This window comes from Chromobacterium vaccinii (assembly GCF_000971335.1).
Taxonomy (GTDB): domain Bacteria; phylum Pseudomonadota; class Gammaproteobacteria; order Burkholderiales; family Chromobacteriaceae; genus Chromobacterium; species Chromobacterium vaccinii.
In genome coordinates this window covers 1-23,577 of record NZ_JZJL01000013.1, presented here as the reverse complement: position 1 = coordinate 23,577, position 23,577 = coordinate 1, and the positions used below count along the sequence as shown (strand labels likewise).

Sequence of the window (23,577 nt, the reverse complement as noted above, 5' to 3'; positions counted from 1 at the left end):
GCAACGACGGCGAGCTTCAGTCTTAGCTTAGGCAAGGGCGGCTGGCGCGGGGTGCGTAAGGCATTGACTGCTTTCAACTCCTGTTATAACTGGCGCCAAGGGTGGGCATTCAGCCGGCGCTATGCTAAATGGCCAGCTATCTACATGCTGTGCCGCTATGGGATCATCTTTATCAGCGAGAATCTACGGACGCTAGCACGCAAGTAGCAAAGCTAGCTGGATTGTTGTGGCGTGAAAACGCCGCAGCAACTGAGTATGGTCCATCCGGAGATGCATACTGCTTATTGGCGGCAATTGCTTGACTTAGAGCCATTGGGTCACCATCTGCAACGCGAAGTCCATTCTTGATTGTGGCAAGATGGTGTCCTCATGGATATTGTCGATAGAAATACAAAGAGGCTCCAATGTTGCAGATTCTATTGCTGGCCACGTTTTTATCCTTGTTTGTTGGTATGTGCCTGATCCGTTTTGCTCATCTGCATGAGCGTTTTTCCGCGGATCATGATTTGGGAGGGGTGCAGAAGTTTCATGCCCGGCCGGTGCCGCGTATCGGCGGCGTGTCGATTGCGGCGGGTTTGGCGGTGGGGTGCGGTTTTTTGGCATGGCTGCTGAGAGATGCTTCGGTGCTGCGATTATTGGCGGTGGCGCTGCCTGCTTTTGCGGTCGGGATACTTGAAGATGTGACGAAGAAGGTTGGGCCGTTGCCCCGATTGCTGGCTACTTTCATTGCTGCAATTTTGGGCTACTTTGTACTGGGTGCTGGGTTGCAGCGTCTCGACATTCCCCTATTGGACGGTTTAGTGTCGCAATTCTGGGTGCTGTCTCTGCTGCTGACTGTCGTTGCGGTTGGCGGGGTGGCGCACGCGGTCAATATCATCGACGGTTACAATGGCTTGTCGGGGGTGGTGTCCATCTTCATTTTTCTGGCGATGGCGTATGTCGCTTTCAAAGTGCAGGATGCGGCCTTGTTGGGAATTTGTTTTGCGATGATTGGCGCGATTGCTGGATTCCTATTTTGGAACTTCCCGCGGGGCTTGATCTTTGCCGGCGATGGCGGCGCTTACTTGGTGGGCTTCATGATCGCTGAAGTGGCGGTGCTGCTGGTGGTGCGCCATCCGCAAGTTTCGCCGTGGTTCCCGTTGTTGTGTGTGATCTATCCCGTTTTTGAAACGTTATACTCGATTTATCGAAAGAAATTCCTGCGTGGGATGTCTCCAGGAGTGCCTGATGGTCTGCATTTGCACATGCTGGTCTACAAGCGCCTTGTGCGTTGGATGGTGGGAAGCAAGAATGCCGATCATAAAACCATGCGCAATAGCCTGACCTCTCCCTACTTGTGGGCGCTGTCTTCCATATCCGTGGTGCCTGCCATGCTGTTTTGGCAGCACACCGGAGTGTTGATGACTTTCTGCGTCTTGTTTGCCATGACGTATATCTACCTTTATCGCATGATCATTCGTTTTCGGACGCCGCGCTGGTTGGTGTTGCGGCGAACCTGCCGAAGGCTTTGATTTGATCCGAAGGGCGTCTAGGACGCCCTTTGCACTTCTACCTCTTGAAATACTTGGATGGCGTCCCTATTATTAGCACTCGCAACGGTTGAGTGCTAAGCGCTCTGCCGAAACCTATACATACCTGATGTTCCACTCTCAACAGCCAATGTAACAGGAGAGATCCATGGCAATTCGCCCTCTGCACGACCGTGTTGTTATCAAGCGCCTCGAGGCTGAAGAAAAGACCGCTTCCGGCATCGTTCTGCCCGGCGCGGCGGCTGAGAAGCCGGACATGGGCCAAGTGCTCGCAGTAGGCAACGGCAAGATTCTGGAAAACGGCGAGCGTCGCTCGCTGGAGCTGAAGGTCGGCGACAAGGTTATCTTCGGCAAGTATTCCGGCCAGACCGTCAAGGTTGATGGCGATGAAGTCCTCGTGATGCGCGAGGAAGATGTAATGGGCATCGTTGAGTAATCCGATCGTACCCCTACTTCATAAATAGATTCTGGAGATTTCGAGAATGGCAGCTAAAGACGTAAAGTTTGGTGAATCCGCTCGTAGCAAGATGGTGGCCGGCGTCAACATTCTGGCCGACGCGGTAAAAGTGACTCTGGGCCCCAAGGGCCGCAACGTGGTGCTGGATCGTTCCTTCGGCGCGCCGACCATCACCAAGGACGGCGTGTCCGTCGCCAAGGAAATCGAACTGAAGGACAAGTTCGAGAACATGGGCGCGCAGATGGTTAAGGAAGTGGCTTCCAAGACTTCCGACGTGGCCGGCGACGGCACCACCACCGCCACCGTTCTGGCTCAGGCCATCGTGCAGGAAGGCATGAAGTACGTCGCCGCCGGCATGAACCCGATGGATCTGAAGCGCGGCATTGACAAGGCCGTGGTGTCCCTGGTGGGCGAGATCGCCAAGATCGCCAAGCCGTGCGCGACCTCCAAGGAAATCGCCCAGGTTGGCTCCATCTCCGCCAACTCCGACTCCGACATCGGTGAAATCATCGCCAATGCGATGGAAAAAGTGGGCAAGGAAGGCGTGATCACCGTTGAAGACGGCAAGAGCCTGAACAACGAGTTGGACGTGGTGGAAGGCATGCAGTTCGACCGCGGCTACCTTTCCCCGTACTTCATCAACAACCAGGATAAGCAGATCGCCGCGCTGGACAATCCGTTCATCCTGCTGTTCGACAAGAAGATCTCCAACATCCGCGACCTGCTGCCGGTGCTGGAGCAAGTGGCCAAGTCCGGCCGCCCGCTGCTGATCATCGCCGAAGACGTTGAAGGCGAAGCGCTGGCCACGCTGGTGGTGAACACCATCCGCGGCATCCTGAAGGTTGTGGCTGTCAAGGCTCCGGGCTTCGGCGACCGCCGCAAGGCCATGCTGACCGACATCGCCGTGCTGACCGGCGGCGAAGTGATTGCCGAAGAAGTGGGCCTGACCCTGGAAAAGGCAAGCCTGGACCAACTGGGCCAAGCCAAGCGCGTTGAAGTGGGCAAGGAAAACACCACCATCATCGACGGCGCCGGCGAAGCCGCCACCATCCAGGCGCGCGTGGGCGAGATCCGCAAGCAGATCGAAGAAGCCACTTCCGACTACGACCGCGAGAAGCTGCAAGAGCGCGTGGCCAAGCTGGCCGGCGGCGTTGCCGTGATCAAGGTCGGCGCCGCCACCGAAGTGGAAATGAAAGAGAAGAAGGCTCGCGTCGAAGACGCGCTGCACGCCACCCGCGCCGCGGTTGAAGAAGGCGTGGTGCCCGGCGGCGGCGTAGCCCTGCTGCGCGCCCGCGCTACCCTGGAAAGCCTGAAGACCGACAACGTCGATCAGGAAGCCGGCGTGAAGATCGTGCTGCGCGCGATCGAAGCGCCGCTGCGCCAGATCGTCAAGAACGCCGGCGACGAGCCGTCGGTCGTGGTGAACAAGGTGCTGGAAGGCAAGGGCAACTTCGGTTACAACGCCGCGAGCGGCGAATACGGCGACATGCTGGAAATGGGCGTGCTGGACCCGGCCAAGGTGACCCGCTCCGCTCTGCAGCACGCGGCTTCCGTAGCCGGCCTGATGCTGACCACCGACTGCATGATCGCCGAGCTGCCGGAAGACAAGCCGGCCGCTGGCATGCCTGACATGGGCGGCATGGGCGGCATGGGCGGCATGATGTAAATCGAGCCGTACAGGCGGGCATGTTCGCATGCCTGCCGAAGCAAACAGCCCCGCGGCGTATGCCTGCGGGGCTGTTTGCTTATGAGGCCGCGCCTCAGCTCTTCAGCGAGACGAGCGGTGCGCCGACCTGGTCTTTGGCCGACAACATGGGCATGCCGCTCAGCGGCCAGGCTATGGCCAGGTCCGGATCATCCCAGGCTATGCTGCGCTCCAGCTCTGGATGCCAGTAGTCGGTGGTCTTGTATAGAAACTCCACATCGTCGCTCAGCGTAAGGAAGCCGTGGGCGAAGCCGGCGGGTATCCACAGCTGGCGCTTGTTGGCGGCGGTAAGCTCCGCGCCTATCCATTTGCCGAAGGTCGGAGAGCCTGAGCGGATGTCGACGGCGACGTCGAACACGGCGCCGGCGACGACACGAACCAGCTTGCCCTGCGGATGCGGATCCTGTTGGTAATGCAGGCCACGCAAGACGTTTTTGCCGGAGCGGCTGTGATTGTCCTGCACGAAGGCGACCGTATGGCCGATGGCTTGCTCGAAATGCTGGTGGTTGAAGCTCTCGAAGAAAAAGCCGCGCTCATCGCCGAATACCTTGGGTTCGATGATCTTGACTTCCGGGATGTAGGTGTCGATTACGTTCATGGTGCTTATTCTGCTTTGTTTGGATTAGTTCGCAATCATTGTGAGCAAATAGCGGCCATAACCGGTCTTCTGCAGAGGCTGAGCCAGCCGTAGCACCTGAGCTTCATCGATCCAGCCGTTGCGGAAGGCGATTTCCTCAGGGCAAGCGACCTTTTGCCCCTGGCGGTTCTCAATGGTGGCGATGAACTGGCCCGCCTCAAGCAGTGACTCGTGGGTGCCGGTATCCAGCCAAGCGTAACCGCGGCCCATGGTTTGTACATTCAATTGCTGCTGCAGCAGATAAATGTTGTTGATGTCGGTGATTTCCAGTTCGCCGCGCGGCGAGGGCTTGATGCTTTTTGCGATCTCAACGACTTGCGAGTCATAGAAATACAGGCCGGTCACAGCATAGTGCGATTTGGGTTTGGGGGGTTTTTCCTCGATGGACAGGGCGCGGCCTTGTTGGTCGAACTCCACCACGCCGTAACGATTGGGATCGCTGACCCGGTAGGCGAAGACGGTCGCGCCATCGTTTTGGATGTTGGCGGTCTGCAGCAGATTGGAAAATTCGTGGCCGTAGAAGATATTGTCGCCGAGCACCAGCGCCGACGGATTGCCGTTGATGAATGTCTCGCCGATAAGGAAGGCCTGAGCCAGGCCGTCCGGGCTGGGCTGGACCGCGTATTGAAGCTTGACGCCCCATTGGCTGCCGTCGCCGAGCAATTGCTGGAAACGGGGCGTGTCCTGTGGCGTGGAGATGATCAGAATATCTTGGATGCCCGACAGCATCAGCGTGGTCAGCGGGTAATAGATCATCGGTTTGTCGTAGATCGGCAGCAGTTGCTTGCTGACGGCGATCGTGGCCGGATACAGCCGGGTGCCGGAGCCGCCGGCGAGAATGATGCCTTTGCGTTTCATGGCTTGCTCTCCTGTTGTCATTCCTGAGGGGGCTTGTCGCCGCCAGTGGCCTGCAGCAGTTGCGCGAGTACCTGGTCCACGCCGTCCTGCCATTCGGGCAGCGCGATGCAGAAGGTGTCTCTCAGTTTGTCGCAACAGAGGCGGGAGTTGGCTGGGCGCTTGGCCGGCAGCGGGTACTCGGCGCTGGGAATGCCCTGGATGTTTGTGGGATCGACTGTCAGCGCCAGGCCGGATGCGGCGGCGCGCTGGAGCAGGTAGGCCGCATAGCCATGCCAACTGGTTTCGCCAAGGGGCGCCAGATGGTAGGTGCCGAATGCGAATCCATCCGATCCGGACAGATAGCGGCGGATCAGTTCGGCGGTGACGTCGGCGATCAGGGCGGCGGATGCCGGCGCGCCGATCTGGTCGTTGACAACCTTGAGCGTCTCCCGCTCCTGTCCCAGCTTCAGCATGGTTTTCAGAAAATTGGCGCCATGCGCGCCAAACACCCAGCTGGTGCGCAGTATCAGGTGGCGAGGCGCGGCATGCCGGATGGCTTCTTCGCCCGCGAGCTTGCTGCGGCCATACGCAGACTGCGGGCCGGTGGCGTCGCTTTCGCGCCAGGGGCGTTCGCCGTCGCCGTTGAAGACGTAGTCGGTGGAGTAGTGCACCAGCAGCGCGCCGCGGCGGGCGGCCCAGCGCGCGATGACGCCGACGGCGTCGGCGTTGACGGCGTTCGCCGTCGCTTCGTCGCTTTCGGCTTTGTCGACCGCGGTATAGGCGGCAGGATTGGCGATGATGTCCGGCTGGAGGCGATCCAGAGCCTGTTCGATGCGTTCTCCGCTCTGGGCCAGGTCCAGCTCCTGCCTGTCAGTGGCGATCAGTTCGCCCAGCGGCGCCAGCGAGCGTTGCAATTCATGGCCGACCTGGCCATTTTTACCGGTGATCAGTATGCGGGGCATGGCGCTCATCCGTAGTGCTTGTCGAGCCAGTCGCGGTAGCTGCCATTGCTGACATGCTCGATCCAGGCCGGATTGTTCAAATACCATTCGACGGTTTTGCGGACGCCGCTGTCGAAGGTCTCGGCCGGCTTCCAGCCCAACTCCCGCTCCAACTTGCGCGCGTCGATCGCGTAGCGGCGGTCGTGGCCGGGCCGGTCGGCGACGAATTGGATCTGCTCGCGATAGGCCTGTCCATCCGCGCGGGGCTTCAGTTGATCCAGGATGCCGCAGATGGCGCTGACCACTTCGAGATTGGTTTTTTCGTTCCAGCCGCCGACATTGTAGGTTTCGCCGGGTTCGCCGGCTTCCAGCACGCGGCGGATCGCGCTGCAGTGGTCTTTGACGTACAGCCAGTCGCGGACTTGCCGCCCATCGCCGTAGATGGGCAACGGCTTGCCGGCCAGCGCGTTCAGGATGACCAACGGGATCAGTTTCTCGGGAAAGTGGTAAGGCCCGTAGTTGTTGCTGCAATTGGTGGTCAGCACCGGCAGGCCGTAAGTGTGATGCCAGGCCCGCACCAGATGGTCGGACGCCGCTTTGGAGGCGGAGTAGGGGCTGTTCGGCTCGTAGCGCTTGGTTTCGGCGAAGGGAGGGTCTTTAGCCTGCAGGGTGCCGTATACCTCGTCGGTGGACACATGGAGGAAGCGGAAGGCCTCGCGCTCGCCGGCCTCCAGCCCGTTCCAGTATTCGCGCGCGCATTCCAGAAGGTTAAAGGTGCCGACGATATTGGTCTGAATGAAATCGCCCGGGCCGTGTATCGAGCGGTCCACGTGGCTTTCCGCGGCAAAATTGACGATGGCCCGCGGGCGATGGTCGCGCAGCAGCTCGGCGACCAGTTTCCGGTCGCCGATATCGCCATGGGTGAAAACATGGTTGGGTTTGGTCCTGACTGTGTGCAGGGTTTCCAGATTGCCGGCGTAAGTCAGAGCATCCAGATTGACAACGGTTTCCTCGCGGCCGGCCAGCCAGTCGAGAACGAAGTTGCCGCCGATGAAGCCGGCGCCGCCGGTAACGAGAATGGTCATTGAAGCTTCCTGTATGATCGAGTTTCCCGCCGCATGCGCTTGTATGAATCTCTGCGTGCCGGCTTTGTCGGGCTGGGGAGCGCTGAAGCGGATCGCCCGCGAAAGTGATCGCGTTAGCGCCGAATGCCATCCGCTGATGTCGAGAATAGCTCATATCGCTGCATGGCATTGCGGGGCGAAGCCAGATGGCCCATGACTGGGAACCATCGCGCGGGGCGGACAATTCCGTTGATTTTATCCACTTTAAAAACATCCGGCAAAGCGAGGGGAATTCTGCGCGGAATTCGCCAGAATCGTCGCGAATAATGACAAAGCTCCGTCAGTAATCAATATTGAGGAAATGAAGGCTATGCAGATTAATGACGTACAGAATATTTTGGATGCCTGTCTTGAGCCTTGGCGCTACAAAGATTACGCCCCCAACGGCCTGCAGGTGGAGGGGCGCGGCGAGATCAGGAAGGTGGTGACCGGCGTCACGGCGTCGCAGGCCTTGATCGATGCCGCGGCGGCGCAAGGCGCGGACGCGATTCTGGTGCATCACGGTTATTTCTGGAAAGGCGAGGACGCGCGCATCTGCGGCATGAAGAAGCAGCGCATCCGCGCCTTGCTGCAGCACGACATCAGCCTGCTGGCGTATCACCTGCCGCTGGACGGGCATCTGGAGCTTGGCAACAACGCGCAGCTGGGCAAGGCGCTGGGACTGGAGCCTGCGGGGCAAGCCGGCGAGCAGAGTCTGCTCTGGCATGGCGGCTGGGCCGGAGATGGCGATGCCGCGGCGTTCGCGGAGCATGTGACAGGGGCGTTGGGACGGCAGGCGCAGCTGTTGGGAAGGCCAGGCAAGCCGGTGCGCAGGGTGGCGTGGTGCACCGGCGGCGCGCAGGGTTTTTTCGCCGACGCGATCGCGCTCGGGGTTGACGTTTTCATCACCGGCGAAGCATCGGAACAGAATTACCACATGGCGATGGAAAGTGATGTGGCATTCATCGCCGCTGGGCATCATGCCACGGAACGCTTTGGCATCAAGGCACTAGGCGAGCATTTGGCGCAAGTCTCTGGCATAAATGTCGAATTTATTGACGTTTATAACCCTGTTTAAGCAAGTTGCTGGCGTCTCGCTCAATTTATTTGCATAGAAGCTTCAAGTCCCTACTAGTAATCGGGTAAAATCCAGCGGTTTAGGGCTCGATTTCCACGATTGAGGATGACTGTAATGAGTGAACAGCAAGTCGATACGGGGCGCCGTCGTTTTCTGACGATCGCCTCCAGCGCTGTTGGGGGTGTTGCGGTAGTCGGCGCGGCCACGCCATTTTTCATGAGCTTTTTCCCGTCCGAGAGGGCCAAGGCGGCCGGCGCGCCGGTCGAGGTCGACATCGGCAAGATCGAAGCCGGCCAGAAGATCAACGTCGAATGGCGCGGCAAGCCGGTGTGGGTGCTCAGCCGCACGCCCGAGCAGATCAAGAACCTGCCCAAGAACGATCCCAAGCTGGTGGATCCGAAATCCGAAGTCGATCAACAGCCCAAGTACTGCCAGAACGAAAATCGTTCGATCAAGCCGCAATTCCTGGTGGCGGTGGGCATCTGCACCCATCTGGGCTGTTCGCCGACCTTCCGGCCCGACCTGGCTCCCGCCGACCTGGGGCCGGAGTGGCTGGGAGGCTTCTACTGCCCCTGCCATGGTTCCAAGTTCGATCTGGCCGCCCGCGTGTTCAAAGGGGTGCCGGCGCCCAAGAACCTGGAAATCCCCCCGCACAAGTATCTGTCCGATAGCCGCCTGCTGATTGGCGACGACAAATAAGCTGAGGGTGAAAAATGAGCAAAGCGCAAAAATTGCTTAACTGGGTGGACGAGCGGTTCCCGCTGACCGCCCTGTGGGAAAGTCAATGGGGCAAGTACGTCGCGCCCAAGAACTTCAATTTCTGGTACTTCTTCGGTTCGCTGGCCATGCTGGTGCTGGTGCTGCAGATCGTCACCGGCATCTTCCTGACCATGAACTACAAGCCGGACGGCACGCTGAACGCCGCCGGCATTCCGGTCGCCTTCGCCTCGGTCGAGTACATCATGCGCGACGTGGCCGGCGGCTGGATCATCCGCTACATGCACTCCACCGGCGCGTCGATGTTCTTCGTCGTGGTCTACCTGCACATGTTCCGCGGCCTGATCTACGGCTCGTACAAGCAGCCGCGCGAACTGGTGTGGGTGTTCGGCACGCTGATTTTCCTGTGCCTGATGGCCGAAGCCTTCATGGGCTACCTGCTGCCTTGGGGCCAGATGTCGTTCTGGGGCGCCCAGGTGATCGTCAACCTGTTCGGCTCCATCCCGGTGATCGGCCCCGATCTGTCGCTGTGGATACGCGGCGACTTCGTGGTGTCCGACGCCACGCTGAACCGCTTCTTCGCGCTGCACGTGATCGCGGTGCCGCTGGTGTTGCTGGCGCTGGTGGCGGCCCACCTGATGGCGCTGCACGAAGTGGGTTCCAACAACCCGGACGGCGTGGAGATCAAGAAGCAGCCCAAGGACCCGAATACCGGCCTGTACCTGGACGGCATCTACTCCCACCCCTACTACACGATCAAGGACATCCTCGGCGTCGTGGTGTTCATGGTGGTGTTCTCGGTGATCGTGTTCTTCCTGCCGGAAATGGGCGGCTACTTCCTCGAGCACCCGAACTTCGATCAGGCCGACCCGCTGAAGACCCCGCCGCACATCGCGCCGGTGTGGTACTTCACGCCGTTCTACGCGATTCTGCGCGCCATTCCGTCATTTGCCGGCACCCAGGTGTGGGGCGTGCTGGCGATGGGCGCGGCTGTGGTGCTGATCGCCTTCCTGCCGTGGCTGGACCGCTCGCCGATCAAGTCCATCCGCTACCGCGGTCCCAAGTTCAAGGTGGCGCTGGTGTTGTTCATCGCCGCGTTCATCGGGCTGGGCATCCTGGGCGCGATGCCGCCGACCGAAGTGCGCACGCTGATCTCGCAGATTTTCTCGGCGATCTACTTCGCCTTCTTCCTGGGCATGCCGTTCTACACCAAGAACGACGTGGGCAGCCTCCCGGTGCCGGAGCGCGTGACCGATACCAACGCCAAGCGCCAGATCCAGTTCGTGGCCCTGGTGGCGCTGACCGTGTTCCTGGCCGCGCTGTTCGCCATGAACGTGTAAGCAAGGGGATAAGGAAAATGAAAAACAAGATCCGTCACCTGATCGCCGCCGCGGCGCTGGCGCTGCCTGTCGCGATGCCGGTCTTCGCCAACGAGGGCGGGCCCAAGCTCGACAAGGCGAACATCGACATCCAGGACACCGAGAGCCTGCAGCGCGGCGCGCAGATCTTCGCCAACTACTGCCTGTCCTGCCACTCGGCCAGCATGATGCGCTACAACCGGTTGGAGGACATCGGCCTGACCGAGGAGCAGATCAAGGCCGACCTGATGCCGGAGGGCGCCAAGATCGGCGACCAGATGAACATCGCGATGAACAAGCAGGACGCCAAGGCCTGGTTCGGCGCGACGCCGCCGGACCTGTCGCTGATCGCCCGTTCCCGCGGCGCCGATTATCTGTACAGCTATCTGCGCGGCTTCTATCGCGATCCGTCCCGTCCGACCGGCTGGAACAACCTGGTGTTCGACAAGGTGGGCATGCCGCACATCTTCTGGGAATGGCAGGGCGAGCAGGAGCTGAAGACGGTGAAGAACGCCGAAGGCCAGGAGGAGCATAAGCTCGAACTGGTCAAGGCGGGCACGCTGACCAAGCTGGAGAACGGCAAGGCCAACACCGCCGAGTTCGACCGCCGCATGCGCGACCTGACCAACTTCCTGGTCTATATGGGCGAGCCGGCCGCGGTGAAGCGTCAGCAGATCGGTTACGTGGTGGTGATGTTCCTCGGTCTGCTGTTGTTCCCGCTGGTGTATCTGCTGAAGAAGGAATACTGGCGCGACGTGCACTAAAGCGATCAGCCTGTTGAAAAAAGGCGGAAGAGATTCCGCCTTTTTCTTTTTTAAAATCATGATGTTGTGTTGAAAGACTGGAATGTGGCCGCTGGATAGTGCTAGAATGCGCGCTGCACTCATTTTTTAAGTTAGTCAAGGATTTTATCCGCCATGATGACCCTCTACTCCGGAATCACCTGCCCGTTCAGTCAGCGCTGCCGTATCGTGCTCTTCGAAAAAGGGATGGATTTCGAAATCATCGATGTGGATATCCATAACAAGCCGGAAGATCTGGCTGTGATGAACCCGTACAACGAAGTGCCGGTTCTGGTGGAGCGCGACCTGATCCTGCATGAGTCGAACATCATCAATGAATACATCGACGAGCGTTTCCCCCATCCTCAGCTGATGCCGGCCGATCCGGTGATGCGCGCCCGCGCCCGCCTGTTCCTGCATCGTTTCGAGAACGAGCTGTTCATTCACGTGAAAACGCTGGAAGCCGGCGCCACCGGCAAGGAAGCGACCAAGGCGCGCGAAGCGATCCGCGACGGCCTGACCACCATCGCGCCGATCTTCTCCAAGCAGAAGTTCATGCTGGGCGACGATTTCTCGATGATCGACGTGGCCATCGCCCCGCTGATGTGGCGCCTGGAGCACTACAATATCGACCTGGGCAAGAGCTCCGCGCCCATCCTCAAGTACGCCGAGCGCATCTTCCAGCGCCAGTCCTTCATCGATTCGCTGACCCCGTCCGAAAAGGCGATGCGCAAGTAAAGGAGACGCGATGAGCTCCAGCACCAAGCCGTACATGCTGCGCGCGCTGCACCAGTGGTGCGGCGACAATGGCTACACTCCGTACATCGTGGTATGGGTGAACAGCCGCACCGATGTGCCGCTCGAGTACGTGAAGAACAACGAGATCGTGCTGAACATCGCCGATGGCGCAACCAAGAACTTGCGCATCGACAATGAGTGGATCTCGTTTTCCGCCCGCTTCGGTGGCGTATCGCGCGACATCTGGGTGCCCATCGGCAACGTGATGTCCATCTTCGCCCGGGAGACCGGCGAAGGCATGGGCTTCGAGGTGGAGCCGATGAGCGAGGAGGCGGCCAGCCTGAAGCCGGTCAGCGCCGAAGAGGACGCGCCGGATTCCGGCGGCGACGATCCGTCGCCGAACCGCCCCAGCGGGCGTCCCAGCCTGCGCATCGTCAAGTAAGCTTGTCGCATCGATCGAAACCGGCCCCTGGCCGGTTTTTCATTTTGGAGCGGCGAAAAAAAAACGGGGCCGAAGCCCCGCCAAGTCCCTTACACAACAATCTTCGATCTGGCGGCTTATTCCACGCGCTCGCCGTGCAGCACCAGGTCCAGGCCTTCGCGCTCTTCGTCCTCGGCGACGCGCAGTCCCAGCAAGATGTCCACCAGTTTCAGCAGGATGAAGGTGACGATGCCGCAGTAGGCGATGGTCACGCCGACGCCCAGCGCCTGGATGGCCAGGCTGCCGTCGGCGCCGCCGATGTCCTTGACCGCGAACACGCCGGTCAGCAGCGCGCCCAGGATGCCGCCCACGCCGTGCACGCCGAAAGCGTCCAGCGAGTCGTCATAGCCCAGCATGTGCTTGAGCCCGGTGGCGCCCCAGAAGCAGACCGCGCCGGCGGCGAGGCCGATGATCAGCGCGCCCTTGACGTCGACGAAGCCGGCCGCCGGGGTGATGGCCACCAGGCCGGCGACCGCGCCGGAGGCGATGCCCAGCACCGAGGGTTTCTTCTTGGTGGCCCATTCGGCGAACATCCAGGCCAGCGCGGCCATCGCGGTGGCGACCTGGGTGGTGACCATCGCCATGCCGGCGCGGCCGTCGGCGGCGCCTGCCGAGCCGGCGTTGAAGCCGAACCAGCCCACCCACAGCATCGACGCGCCCACCAGGGTCAGCACCAGGTTATGCGGCGGCATCGCCTCCTTGCCGAAACCGACGCGCTTGCCCAGCACCAGCGCGGTCACCAGGCCGGCCACGCCGGCGTTGATGTGCACCACGGTGCCGCCGGCGAAGTCCAGCACGCCCTTGTCGCCCATCCAGCCGCCCGGCGCCCATACCCAGTGCGCCACAGGCACGTAGACCAGCAGCGACCACAGCGCCATGAAGGCCAGCATCGCCGAAAACTTCATCCGCTCGGCGAAGGCCCCGGTGATCAGGGCCGGGGTGATGATGGCGAAGGTCATCTGGAAGGTCATGAACACTGATTCCGGAATGGTGCCGGCCAGCGGATGCACGGCCAGCTTGCCGGCATCCTTCATGTACACCATGCCGTCCAGCATGAAGCGCGACAGATCGCCGATGTACGGCGTGCCCACGGTGAAGGCCAGGCTGTAGCCGATCACTGCCCACAATACGGTTACCAGCGCGGTGATGGCGAAGCTTTGCATCAGCGTGGCCAGGACGTTCTTCTTGCGGACCATGCCGCCGTAGAACAGTGCCAGGCCGGGAATGGTCATGAACAGCACCAGGGCGGTGGAGGTCAGCATCCAGGCGGTGTCGCCGGAGTTGATCCCCTTGGCGGCGACCACCGCCGGACCGGCCGGCGCGTCGGCCAGGGCGGGCAGCGATAGGGCGGCGAGCCCGGAAGCCATTGCAGCGAGTATCTTTTTCATTATGGTTTCCCCAGTTTCACAAAGCGGTCAGACCGCGTCGGCGCCGGTTTCGCCGGTGCGGATGCGGATCACCTGCTCCAGGTCGTAGACGAAGATCTTGCCGTCGCCGATCTTGCCGGTGCGGGCGGACTTCTCGATGGCTTCCACCACCTGGTCCAGCAGCGCGTCGTCGATGGCGATTTCCAGCTTCACCTTGGGCAGGAAGTCGACGACGTATTCTGCGCCTCGATACAGCTCGGTATGGCCTTTCTGGCGGCCGAAGCCCTTGACCTCGGAAACGGTGACGCCTTGTACGCCGATGGCGGACAGCGCTTCGCGGACTTCGTCAAGCTTGAACGGCTTGATCACTGCGGTAACGAGTTTCATGGCGGCTCCTTCTCGAACGATTGACAGATGGTTCTGCTGCGGATGGTTATGCAGGAATCGTGCCAGCCCGCGATGGGCGTTCTCTGAATTGTGATGCACTGCAAAAAAGGCCGCGCTGTCCGTTTTGGCACTTTCCTTGTGCGCCGGGGCTGCTTATGCTGCACAGTTTTGGTGCATCGTTGCGCCGCAGCATGGCCCGGATGAATTCTGGAGACGGGCTGACATGTCCTTGCGGGCAGGAAATGCGGGAGCGCGAGGGCGCTTTTTGCTACACTCGGCTGAAGATCAAGACACTGCGGGAGCCGCTACCATGTTGAGCCAGAAACTGTTTGAAGAAATCAGCGCCAAGATCAGCGAGACCATCGCCGCCAGCCCGGCCAAGGACATCGAGAAGAACGTCCGCGCGATGATGGCTTCCACGTTCTCCAAGATGGATCTTGTCACCCGCGAAGAATTCGATGTGCAGCAGGCGGTGCTGGCGCGCACGCGGGAAAAGCTGGCCGCGCTGGAGTCGCGCTTGGCCAGGCTGGAGAACCAAGTGTTCCCGGACGAGGCTGCGGCTAAAGCGGAAGAACAGTCCGAACTCGGCCACTCCTGAGCGCCATGACGCTGGCGGTGGTGGCGAGCAGGGCGCTATCCGGGCTTGATGCGCCGGAGGTAGCCGTCGAGGTCCACCTCGCTAACGGCCTGCCCGCGTTCAACATCGTCGGCTTGCCCGACACCGAGGTGAAGGAAAGCCGGGACCGCGTCCGCGCCGCCATCCTCACCTCTGGGTTCGAATTTCCCGCCCGCAAGATCACCGTCAATCTGGCGCCGGCCGACCTGCCCAAGGACTCCGGCCGCTTCGACCTGCCCATCGCCATCGGCATCCTGCTGGCCTCCGGCCAGGTGAAGAACGACGATATCGCCCATTATGAGTTCGCCGGCGAGTTGGCGCTCAGCGGCGCGGTGCGTCCGGTGCGCGGCGCGTTGGCGATGGCCTGCCAGTGCCATGCGGCGGGCCGGGCCTTCGTGTTGCCTGCCGACAGCGCGGCGGAAGCCGCGGTGGTCGGCGGCGCTGCCATTTACGCGGTGGCGTCCTTGCCGCAGGCCTGCGCCTTCTTGAACGGTTTGCAGCCGCTGGAGCCGTTCGCCGGCGCGCTGGCCGGGGAGTGGCCGAACTATCCCGATCTCGGCGATGTCAAAGGCCAGTCCATCGCGCGCGGCGCACTGGAAGTCGCCGCGGCCGGCGGGCACAGCCTGCTGTTGATGGGGCCGCCCGGCACCGGCAAGTCCATGCTGGCGGCCAGGCTGCCGGGTCTGCTGCCGCCCTTGTCCGAGCGGGAAGCGCTGGAAAGCGCGGCGGTGCAGTCGTTGGGATCCCAGGGCTTTCAGCCGGGGCGCTGGCGGGTGCGGCCGTATCGGTCTCCCCATCACACCGCCTCGGCGGTGGCGCTGGTCGGCGGCGGCAGCGAGCCCAGGCCTGGCGAGATCAGTCTCGCGCATCATGGCGTGCTGTTCCTGGACGAGCTGCCGGAGTTCGACCGCAAGGTGTTGGAGGTGCTGCGGGAACCGTTGGAGAGCGGGGTGATCCATATCTCGCGCGCGGCGCGCCAGGCCAGCTTTCCGGCGCGCTTCCAGCTGGTGGCGGCGATGAATCCCTGCCCCTGCGGCTATCATGGCCACCCTGCCGGGCGCTGCCAGTGCTCGCCCGAGCAGGTGGCGAAGTATCGGGGTAGAATCTCCGGCCCCTTGCTGGACCGGATCGACTTGCAGGTGGAGGTGCCGGCCTTGACGGCGGAGGAGTTGCAGCATTCCAGGCCGGGTGAAGGCAGCGAGGCGGTGCGCCAGCGGGTGTTCGAGGCCAGGGAGCGCCAGTTGGCGCGGCAAGGCGGCTTGAACGCGGCGCTGCAGGGCGAGGCGCTGGAGACGCATTGCCGCGGCGACGAGCACGCGCTGGCGGTGCTGGCCAAGGCTTTGCAACAACTTGGCTTGTCGGCGCGGGCGTATCATCGGATACTGCGGGTTTCGCGCACCATCGCCGATTTGCAAGGCGTCGAAACGATAAGCCGCAACCATGTATTGCAGGCGATCCAGCTCAGGCGCGTCATGCAAGGCGGCGCTTGATAGAATTGATCAATTAAATACGGATGGCATGGTGGCCGTCCGACAGACATAGCGGTAGTGGTGAATGGCTAATCGAGACCTGAAAAATTCCCCCAGACCGTCGCGCGGGCGCGGCAATTCCTCCTCGTCGCGCAGCGGCGGAGGCGGCATGATGGCGGGCATCATCATCGGCCTGATCGTCGGCGTAGCGGTGGCGGTGGGGTTGGCGATGTATCTGAACCGCTCGCCGGCCGCCTTCCAGCCCAAGAACGAACGCAAGGCGGAAGCGCCGCAGCCGCCGACCGAGCTGCTGGCGCCGGGCACCCGCATTTCAGAGGCCGCTTCGGCCACGACGCCGGCCGCGCCGGCTCCGGCGCAAGCGCAGCAGCAGGCCACGCTGGACTCCACCGAGACGGTGCCGCTGCCTCCGCCGGCGACCCCGCACGAAGCCAAGCCCAAGCCGGCGCCTCAAGCACCGGCAAAGACCGGCAAGGATGAGCAGCGCTTCGATTTCTACAAGATTCTGCCGGGCCAGGTGGACGCGGTCACGTCCGACGCCAAGTCCTCGCGCTCGGGGGAACCTTCGGCATCGGCGCCTGCCAAAAAAGTTTATTTGCAGCTGGGCGCGTTCCAGAACCAGGACGAGGCCGACAACCTGAAGGCCAAGCTGGCTTTGCTGGGCGTCGAGGCCAAGATCCAGTCGGTCAATGTGCCTGACAAGGGGATGGTCCACCGGGTCCGCGTGGGCCCGCTGAGCCGTCAGGACGATGTGGAGCGCATCCGCGCGCAGTTGAAGCAGGACGGCATCAGCGCCAATGTGGTGAAGGCCGCCGAGTAAGTCTCATCTCTCCAAATAACGGGAAAAGAACATGAAGAAATGGTTGTTGTTGGCAATGCTGGCGGTCAGCGGCATGGCGAATGCCGCGATCCAGCTGGGCAAGGACTACACGATGCTGAGCACGCCCCAGCCGGTGGCCGACCCGAAGAGGGTGGAAGTGATCGAATTCTTCTCCTACCACTGCATCCATTGCTATGACGACGATCCGGCCCTCAATGCCTGGGCCAAGACGCTGCCGGCCGACGTGAGCTTCCGCAAGGAGCAGATCGTGTGGCAGAAGTCGATGGAAGGCTTCGCTCGCATGTTCGCCACCTTCAACGCCACCGGCACCTTCGACAAGCTGCATCGCCCGGCTTTCGACGCGCAGATCAAGCAGCGCATGGATTTGTCCAAGCCTGAGCAGTTCACCAGCTGGATCAAGCAACAGAAGGGCGTAGACAGCGCCAAGCTGCTGCAGACCTACAACTCCTTCGGCATCAACGCCCAGGTGGCGCGCGCGACCAAGATCACCCGCGACTACCAGATTCAGGGCACGCCGACCGTGATCGTCAATGGCAAGTACGTGGTGGTGACCAGCACGCCGGAACGGATGATCCAGGTGATGAACGAGCTGGTGGCCAAGGCCCGCGCCGAGAAGAAGTGATTGTTGGCTTGAAGCGAGAAAGCGGCCTTTGGGCCGCTTTTTTGTTGCCGCGGCGTCTGTCTGATCGGGAAGACCGCGGATGGCAGGTATTTTTATGTAAAAAGTTCTTGACGCGCTTTTAGCATTGCCTTAATATGCAATCTCTCTGACGCGGGGTGGAGCAGTCTGGTAGCTCGTCGGGCTCATAACCCGAAGGTCGTAGGTTCGAATCCTGCCCCCGCAACCAAATGCCATGAAAGCCGAATCGATGTTCTGATTCGGCTTTTTGCATTTCTATCGTCTCTATTTCATCGCGCGCGTTTTCCCCGGCAAAGTTTCCCGCTCCCGCCACGTGACAATTGGGATTTCCATTTTTGCTTCTTGTTAAAACTTTCTCTGGTTTGGCGCTGTGCCGAAAGAAATATTTTTTTGTAACGGTTTGCAACCGCAGACATGTCCAAGTCATGTTAATGACTTTGTCCTAAGTGGTTGTTGCTGCGGCAGAATACGGCGAGCGCCGTCCTTGATTTTGATCAGTTGAATGGCATATCTGGTGGCGGCGCGGTCTTGATCATAGTCAAGACTCTTGAAATATTGGCTGGAACTGTTTCTAATACGCCCGCCCGCCCTTGAGGGCCGCGACGATTTGTCGCAGCGCGACGGCGTCGGGCATTGATGTTTGTGCTTGCCGAATTCCTGTCTTCCCGCGCCGCATGCGGCGTTTCACTCGGGCAGTGATCTTCAGCTGTCACGCCATCGTCCGGAAGCGATTGTGGAGTCGCTTCCCGCCATATCCGGCGCAGGCCGCCGGTGGGGCAGGTCGCGGAATATCCGCGATCCCTAAACTTCTGGTTTGGTCTGGACTGATGCGACTGCGCCCGGCGCTGTCGCTTCTTGGTCCGGCAGGGAACTGTTTTCTTGGCGTTGGAGCATGGCTCGCAACGCCTGTTGCGCATCTGCGCGCCAAAGGATTTTTAACCCGAAAAGTCGTATGATGAGAAACCATAGACCCTTCCGCCTGATGCGGGGGCTGGCGCCTGTGGTGATCGCCCTGCTGTCGGGATGCCAAGGCGGCATTCTCGATCCCAAGGGCCAGATCGCTGCTGAGCAGAAGTCCCTGATCCTGACGGCAACTGCGCTGATGCTGCTGGTGGTCATCCCGGTGATCGTGATGACCTTGGTCTTCGCCTGGAAGTACCGCGCCAGCAACAAGGACGCCGCCTACGAACCGAAATGGTCGCACTCGACCAAGATCGAAATCGTGGTCTGGCTGATCCCCTGCATCATCATCGCCTTCCTGGCGACGCTGACCTGGAAGAGCACGCACAAGCTCGATCCCTATCGTCCGCTGGAGTCGGACAAGAAGGCGATCCAGGTGCAGGTGGTGGCGCTGAACTGGAAATGGTTGTTCATCTACCCCGAGCAGCAAATCGCTTCCGTCAACGAGCTGGTATTCCCGGCCGATACCCCGGTGAGCTTCAAGATCACTTCCGACGCGGCGATGAACTCGTTCTTCATCCCGCAGCTGGGCGGCCAGATCTACGCGATGGCCGGCATGCAGACCCAACTGCATCTGATCGCCAACGAACCGGGCACCTACAAGGGCTTCTCCGCCAACTACAGCGGCGCCGGCTTCTCCGGCATGAAGTTCAACGCCGTCGCCACCAAGACCCCGGCCGAATTCGAAGCCTGGGTAGCCAAGGCCAAGGCTTCCGGCAAGGCATTGGACGCGCCCGCGTACCTGAAGTTGCTCAAGCCTAGCGAAAACAATGCGGTGGAATACTACGCGTCGACCACGCCGTACTTGTTCGAGGCCGTGCAGCACAAGTACATGGCCGCTCGTCCGTCGCTGGCCGACAGCGACGACGCCATCAAGCTGACCAAGATGACCAAAGAACTGTGCGCCGCGATCACGCCGCCGGTTGTGAAGGAGTAACAATCGATGTGGTTAGGTAAACTGACTCTGGACGCGATCCCGTTCCATGAGCCCATCATCATGGGGGCGCTGGGAGGCGCCGGCCTGATCGGGCTGATGCTGTTCGCACTGATCACCAAGTTCGGCAAGTGGGGCTATCTCTGGAAAGAGTGGCTGACTTCGGTCGATCACAAGAAAATCGGCGTGATGTACATCATCGTCGCCATGATCATGCTGCTGCGCGGCTTCGCCGACGCGCTGATGATGCGCACCCAGCTGGCGATGGCCACCGGCGGCGCCCACGGCGTATTCCCGCCCGAGCACTATGACCAGATCTTCACCGCCCACGGCGTGATCATGATCATCTTCATGGCGATGCCGTTCATGACGGGCCTGATGAACATCGTGGTGCCGCTGCAGATCGGCGCGCGCGACGTGGCCTTCCCCTTCCTGAACTCGCTGAGCTTCTGGCTGCTGGTGTCCGCGGTGATCCTGGTCAACCTGTCGCTGGGCGTGGGCAACTTCGCCCGCACCGGCTGGGTGGCCTATCCGCCGCTGGCCGAGCTGGGATTCAGCCCTGACGTGGGGGTGGATTACTACATCTGGGCCTTGCAGATATCAGGCATCGGGACGACGCTGACCGCGATCAACTTCCTGGTGACCGTGATCAAGATGCGCGCCCCGGGCATGAAGCTGATGGACATGCCGATCTTCACCTGGACCTGCACCTGGGCCAACGTGCTGATCGCCACTTCCTTCCCGATCCTGACCGGCGCGCTGGCCATGCTGGCGCTGGACCGCTACCTGGACTTCCACTTCTTCACCGCGGAACTGGGCGGCAACGCCATGATGTACCTGAACCTGTTCTGGGCCTGGGGCCACCCCGAGGTGTACATCCTGGTTCTGCCGGCGTTCGGCATCTTCTCGGAAGTGGTGTCCACTTTCGCCGGCAAGCGCCTGTTCGGCCACAAGTCCATGATCTACGCCAGCGGCGCGATCTCGGTGCTGGGCTTCATGGTTTGGCTGCACCACTTCTTCACGATGGGCTCCGGCGCCAACGTGAACGCCTTCTTCGGCATCGCGACGATGATCATCTCGATCCCGACCGGCGTGAAGCTGTTCAACTGGCTGTTCACCATCTACAAAGGCCGCCTGCGCTTTGAAACCCCTATCCTGTGGACCCTGGGCTTCATGGTGACCTTCTCCATCGGCGGCATGACCGGCGTGCTGCTGGCAGTGCCGGGCGCCGACTACGTGCTGCACAACAGCCTGTTCCTGATCGCCCACTTCCACAACACCATCATCGGCGGCGCCGTGTTCGGCTACCTGGCCGGCGTGTCGTTCTGGTTCCCGAAGGTGTTCGGCTTCAAGCTGAACGACAAGCTGGGCAAAGCCTCGTTCTGGTTCTGGCAGATCGGCTTCATGTTCGCCTTCATGCCGCTGTACGTGCTGGGCTTCCTGGGCATGACCCGTCGTCTGAACCACACCGACAACCCGGCCTGGGAGCCGTGGCTGTACATCGCCCTGTTCGGCGCGCTGCTGATCGCCGCCGGCATTGCCTGCCAGCTGCTGCAGATCGTGGTGAGCATCCGCGACCGCAAGAAGCTGGTCGACGAAACCGGCGATCCGTGGAACGGCCACACTCTGGAATGGTCCACGTCTTCCCCGGCGCCGTTCTACAACTTCGCCAAGCTTCCGCAGGTGCATGACATCGACGCCTTCACCGACATGAAGGAAAAGGGCATCGCCTACGCCGTGCCGAAGTCGTACGAACCGATCCACATGCCGCGCAACACCGCGGTGGGCATCTATATCGGCGCCTTCACCACGGTGCTGGGCTTCGCGTTGATCTGGCACATCTGGTGGCTGGCCGTCGTCGGCCTGGTGGGCATCGTCGGCTGCATGCTGGCGCGCGCCTACGACAACGACCTGGACTACTACGTGCCGGTGGACGAAGTGGAAGCGATCGAGCGCGCCCGCTTCGAGAAGCTGGGCATCGACGTCGACAACTACACCGAGCGTGATCCGGCCCAGCCGAAAAAGGCTGCGCGTCCGACCACCACCGCGTAACGGGTTGAATCTGACATGACGACTTATGTAAAAGAAGCGCACGCCGCGCACGACGACCACGAGCACCACGATAGCGGTTCGCAAACCGTTCTGGGCTTCTGGTTCTACCTGATGACCGACTGCATCCTGTTTGCGACCGCGTTCGCGACCTACGCAGTCCTGTTCCGCAACGTGGCGGAAGGCGTGTCCGGCAAGGACATCTTCGATCTGCAATACGTGCTGGTGGAAACCGCGGCCCTGCTGCTGTCCTCCATCACCTACGGCTTCGCGATGATCGCCGGCCACAAGGGCAACAAGTCCGCCGTTCTCGGCTGGCTGGCTGTGACCTTCCTGTTCGGCGCCGCCTTCATCGGCATGGAAATCAATGAATTCCATCATCTGATCTCCGAAGGCCACGGCCCGCAGAAGAGCGCCTTCCTGTCGGCCTTCTTCGGCCTGGTGGGCCTGCACGGCCTGCACGTGACCGCCGGCCTGCTGTGGATGGGCGTGATGATGGCCGAAGTGGTCAAGACCGGCTTGACCGGCCGCGCCATGACCCGCCTGAACTGCCTGTCGCTGTTCTGGCACTTCCTCGACATCGTGTGGATCTGCGTATTCACCGTCGTCTACCTGAAAGGAGCCATGTGATGAGTCACGCGCATGACAATGCCAGCCACGGCACCGTGAAGAGCTACATGGTCGGCTTCGTGCTGTCGGTGGTCCTCACCGCCATTCCGTTCTGGATGGTGATGGGCGGGGCCTTCACCAAGCAGGCGACGCTGATCGGCATCCTGGCGATGGCGGTGGTGCAGATCGTGGTGCAGCTGAAGTACTTCCTGCACCTGGACTTCAGCAAGGAAGGCAAGCTCAACACCTTCTCCTTCCTGTTCACCGGCATGGTGATCGTGTTGCTGGTGGGCCTGTCGATCTGGATCATCTACACCGCCGACGCGCTGATGATGCGCTGAGCGAGGCTGAGTTGAAGTTCAAGCGTTATCTTCAGGTCACCAAGCCCGGCATCATCTTCGGCAACCTGATCTCGGCCGCTGGCGGTTTCCTGCTGGCGGCGCAGGGATCGGTGGACTGGTGGCTGCTCGCGGCCACCGTCATCGGTTTGTCGCTGGTGGTGGCTTCCGGCTGCGCGATCAACAACTGCATCGATCAGGACATCGACGCCAAGATGGCCCGCACCCAGAAACGGGTGCTGGTCACCGGCGCGATGAGCACCAAGGCCGCGCTGGCGCACGGCGTGCTGCTGGGCCTGGCGGGCTTCGCCCTGCTGTGGTTCTGCACCAATCCGCTGGCCACCGGCTGCGTGCTGTTCGGCTTCGCGATCTATGTCGGCGTGTACAGCCTGTACATGAAGCGCAACTCGGTGTACGGCACCCTGGTGGGCAGCCTGTCCGGCGCGGTGCCGCCGGTGGCCGGCTACTGCGCCGTCACTGGCCGCTTCGACATGGGCGCGGCCATCCTGCTGCTGATGTTCAGCCTGTGGCAGATGCCGCACTCGTACGCGATCGCCATCTTCCGCTTCAAGGACTATGAAGCGGCCGGCATCCCGGTGCTGCCGGTGGTGAAGGGCATCTCCGCCGCCAAGCAGCAGATCGTGCTCTACATCCTGGCTTTCGCCGCGGCGACCGTGATGTTGGTGTACGGCGGCTACGCCGGCTACGGCTACCTGGCGGTGGCGGTGGCCACCAGCCTGTGGTGGCTGAAGATGGCGCTGTCCGGCTACAAGCGCGAAACTGACGACCGCGTCTGGGCGCGGCAGGTGTTCTTCTTCTCCATCATCACCATCACCTCGCTGAGCGTGATGATGGCGGTGGATGGGCAGACGCCGCCGCACAGCCGGGTGGTGATGACTGCGGACGCGGGCCACTACCACTAAGATCGATACCGTTCCATGCCAAACGGGGAGCAGCTTGCGCTGCTTCCCGTTTTTGTTTAGCCA

24 protein-coding genes and 1 tRNA gene are annotated in these 23,577 nt (G+C 61.3%); 19 read left to right on the top strand and 6 right to left on the bottom strand.

Features of this window, described 5'->3' with window-relative positions; genetic code table 11:
* The first annotated feature begins 404 nt into the window (after positions 1-404).
* From VL52_RS08650 to groL, 3 genes are all read left to right on the top strand, one after another.
* Positions 405-1,511 carry an MraY family glycosyltransferase gene (locus tag VL52_RS08650; RefSeq protein WP_082113679.1) on the top strand — a complete coding sequence of 369 codons (1,107 nt, stop codon included), beginning with the start codon at positions 405-407 and terminating at the stop codon, positions 1,509-1,511.
* A gap of 166 nt (positions 1,512-1,677) precedes the next feature.
* On the top strand, positions 1,678-1,965 hold the full coding sequence (gene groES / locus VL52_RS08645) for a co-chaperone GroES (RefSeq protein WP_021478511.1): 288 nt from the start codon (positions 1,678-1,680) through the stop codon (positions 1,963-1,965).
* A gap of 46 nt (positions 1,966-2,011) precedes the next feature.
* Positions 2,012-3,652, top strand: a complete 1,641-nt coding sequence (gene groL, locus VL52_RS08640) for a chaperonin GroEL (RefSeq protein ID WP_021478510.1) — start codon at positions 2,012-2,014, stop codon at positions 3,650-3,652.
* Between the two features lie 94 nt (positions 3,653-3,746).
* Here the strand turns inward: groL and rfbC are convergent, their stop codons facing one another.
* From rfbC to rfbB, 4 genes are read right to left on the bottom strand one after another with little or no spacing between them, the layout of a single operon-like run.
* A complete protein-coding gene (rfbC, locus tag VL52_RS08635) occupies positions 3,747-4,289 on the bottom strand; it encodes a dTDP-4-dehydrorhamnose 3,5-epimerase (RefSeq protein ID WP_046156653.1) in 543 nt (180 codons plus the stop codon).
* A gap of 24 nt (positions 4,290-4,313) precedes the next feature.
* Positions 4,314-5,207: a glucose-1-phosphate thymidylyltransferase RfbA gene (rfbA, locus tag VL52_RS08630; protein ID WP_046156652.1), complete on the bottom strand. Its 894-nt coding sequence runs from the start codon at positions 5,205-5,207 to the stop codon at positions 4,314-4,316.
* The gene (gene rfbD / locus VL52_RS08625) at positions 5,204-6,127 is read right to left on the bottom strand and encodes a dTDP-4-dehydrorhamnose reductase (RefSeq protein ID WP_046156714.1); all 924 of its coding nucleotides are present in this window, start codon (positions 6,125-6,127) and stop codon (positions 5,204-5,206) included. Before rfbD ends, rfbA begins: the two co-directional genes overlap by 4 nt.
* 5 nt (positions 6,128-6,132) lie before the next feature.
* Positions 6,133-7,206: a dTDP-glucose 4,6-dehydratase gene (gene rfbB / locus VL52_RS08620; RefSeq protein ID WP_326980821.1), complete on the bottom strand. Its 1,074-nt coding sequence runs from the start codon at positions 7,204-7,206 to the stop codon at positions 6,133-6,135.
* A gap of 334 nt (positions 7,207-7,540) precedes the next feature.
* Here rfbB and VL52_RS08615 point away from each other — a divergent pair, with 334 nt between their 5' ends.
* The 6 genes from VL52_RS08615 (at position 7,541) to VL52_RS08590 (ending at position 12,324) form a co-directional block, all read left to right on the top strand.
* The gene (locus VL52_RS08615) at positions 7,541-8,287 is read left to right on the top strand and encodes a Nif3-like dinuclear metal center hexameric protein (RefSeq protein ID WP_046156650.1); all 747 of its coding nucleotides are present in this window, start codon (positions 7,541-7,543) and stop codon (positions 8,285-8,287) included.
* 114 nt (positions 8,288-8,401) lie between these two features.
* A complete protein-coding gene (petA, locus tag VL52_RS08610; protein ID WP_021478504.1) occupies positions 8,402-8,986 on the top strand; it encodes a ubiquinol-cytochrome c reductase iron-sulfur subunit in 585 nt (194 codons plus the stop codon).
* Positions 8,987-9,000: 14 nt separating this feature from the next.
* Positions 9,001-10,344, top strand: a complete 1,344-nt coding sequence (locus VL52_RS08605; protein ID WP_046156649.1) for a cytochrome b — start codon at positions 9,001-9,003, stop codon at positions 10,342-10,344.
* A 17-nt stretch (positions 10,345-10,361) separates the two neighbouring features.
* Entirely contained in the window at positions 10,362-11,126 is a 765-nt protein-coding gene (locus tag VL52_RS08600) for a cytochrome c1 (protein ID WP_046156648.1), read from the top strand.
* Positions 11,127-11,279: 153 nt separating this feature from the next.
* Positions 11,280-11,882: a glutathione S-transferase N-terminal domain-containing protein gene (locus VL52_RS08595; RefSeq protein WP_021478501.1), complete on the top strand. Its 603-nt coding sequence runs from the start codon at positions 11,280-11,282 to the stop codon at positions 11,880-11,882.
* A 10-nt stretch (positions 11,883-11,892) separates the two neighbouring features.
* Positions 11,893-12,324, top strand: a complete 432-nt coding sequence (locus tag VL52_RS08590) for a ClpXP protease specificity-enhancing factor (protein WP_046156647.1) — start codon at positions 11,893-11,895, stop codon at positions 12,322-12,324.
* 116 nt (positions 12,325-12,440) lie between these two features.
* Here the strand turns inward: VL52_RS08590 and VL52_RS08585 are convergent, their stop codons facing one another.
* Both VL52_RS08585 and glnK read right to left on the bottom strand, forming a co-directional pair.
* Positions 12,441-13,751: an ammonium transporter gene (locus VL52_RS08585; protein WP_046156646.1), complete on the bottom strand. Its 1,311-nt coding sequence runs from the start codon at positions 13,749-13,751 to the stop codon at positions 12,441-12,443.
* Between the two features lie 27 nt (positions 13,752-13,778).
* Complete coding sequence (gene glnK, locus VL52_RS08580) at positions 13,779-14,117, bottom strand: P-II family nitrogen regulator (RefSeq protein WP_021478498.1); 339 nt, start codon at positions 14,115-14,117, stop codon at positions 13,779-13,781.
* 310 nt (positions 14,118-14,427) lie between these two features.
* Between glnK and VL52_RS08575 the strand changes: the two genes are divergently transcribed.
* The 10 genes from VL52_RS08575 (at position 14,428) to cyoE (ending at position 23,514) form a co-directional block, all read left to right on the top strand.
* Positions 14,428-14,715, top strand: coding sequence for an accessory factor UbiK family protein (locus tag VL52_RS08575; protein WP_021478497.1), 288 nt, complete (start codon positions 14,428-14,430; stop codon positions 14,713-14,715).
* Positions 14,716-14,720: 5 nt separating this feature from the next.
* Positions 14,721-16,223: a YifB family Mg chelatase-like AAA ATPase gene (locus tag VL52_RS08570; RefSeq protein WP_046156645.1), complete on the top strand. Its 1,503-nt coding sequence runs from the start codon at positions 14,721-14,723 to the stop codon at positions 16,221-16,223.
* Positions 16,224-16,371: 148 nt separating this feature from the next.
* Positions 16,372-17,040 (top strand): SPOR domain-containing protein, encoded by a 669-nt coding sequence (locus VL52_RS08565; protein ID WP_235429246.1) that lies wholly within the window; start codon positions 16,372-16,374, stop codon positions 17,038-17,040.
* Between the two features lie 31 nt (positions 17,041-17,071).
* Entirely contained in the window at positions 17,072-17,683 is a 612-nt protein-coding gene (locus tag VL52_RS08560) for a thiol:disulfide interchange protein DsbA/DsbL (RefSeq protein WP_046156643.1), read from the top strand.
* Between the two features lie 149 nt (positions 17,684-17,832).
* A tRNA-Met gene (locus VL52_RS08555) sits at positions 17,833-17,909 on the top strand.
* A 744-nt stretch (positions 17,910-18,653) separates the two neighbouring features.
* Positions 18,654-19,598 (top strand): ubiquinol oxidase subunit II, encoded by a 945-nt coding sequence (gene cyoA / locus VL52_RS08550; protein WP_326980819.1) that lies wholly within the window; start codon positions 18,654-18,656, stop codon positions 19,596-19,598.
* 6 nt (positions 19,599-19,604) lie between these two features.
* Positions 19,605-21,647: a cytochrome o ubiquinol oxidase subunit I gene (gene cyoB / locus VL52_RS08545; protein ID WP_046156642.1), complete on the top strand. Its 2,043-nt coding sequence runs from the start codon at positions 19,605-19,607 to the stop codon at positions 21,645-21,647.
* Positions 21,648-21,662: 15 nt separating this feature from the next.
* The gene (gene cyoC / locus VL52_RS08540) at positions 21,663-22,274 is read left to right on the top strand and encodes a cytochrome o ubiquinol oxidase subunit III (protein WP_046156641.1); all 612 of its coding nucleotides are present in this window, start codon (positions 21,663-21,665) and stop codon (positions 22,272-22,274) included.
* Positions 22,274-22,594, top strand: a complete 321-nt coding sequence (gene cyoD / locus VL52_RS08535; RefSeq protein ID WP_046156640.1) for a cytochrome o ubiquinol oxidase subunit IV — start codon at positions 22,274-22,276, stop codon at positions 22,592-22,594. The genes cyoC and cyoD overlap by 1 nt, the downstream gene beginning before the upstream one ends.
* An 11-nt stretch (positions 22,595-22,605) precedes the next feature.
* Positions 22,606-23,514, top strand: a complete 909-nt coding sequence (gene cyoE, locus VL52_RS08530; RefSeq protein ID WP_046156639.1) for a heme o synthase — start codon at positions 22,606-22,608, stop codon at positions 23,512-23,514.
* Positions 23,515-23,577: the final 63 nt, after the last annotated feature.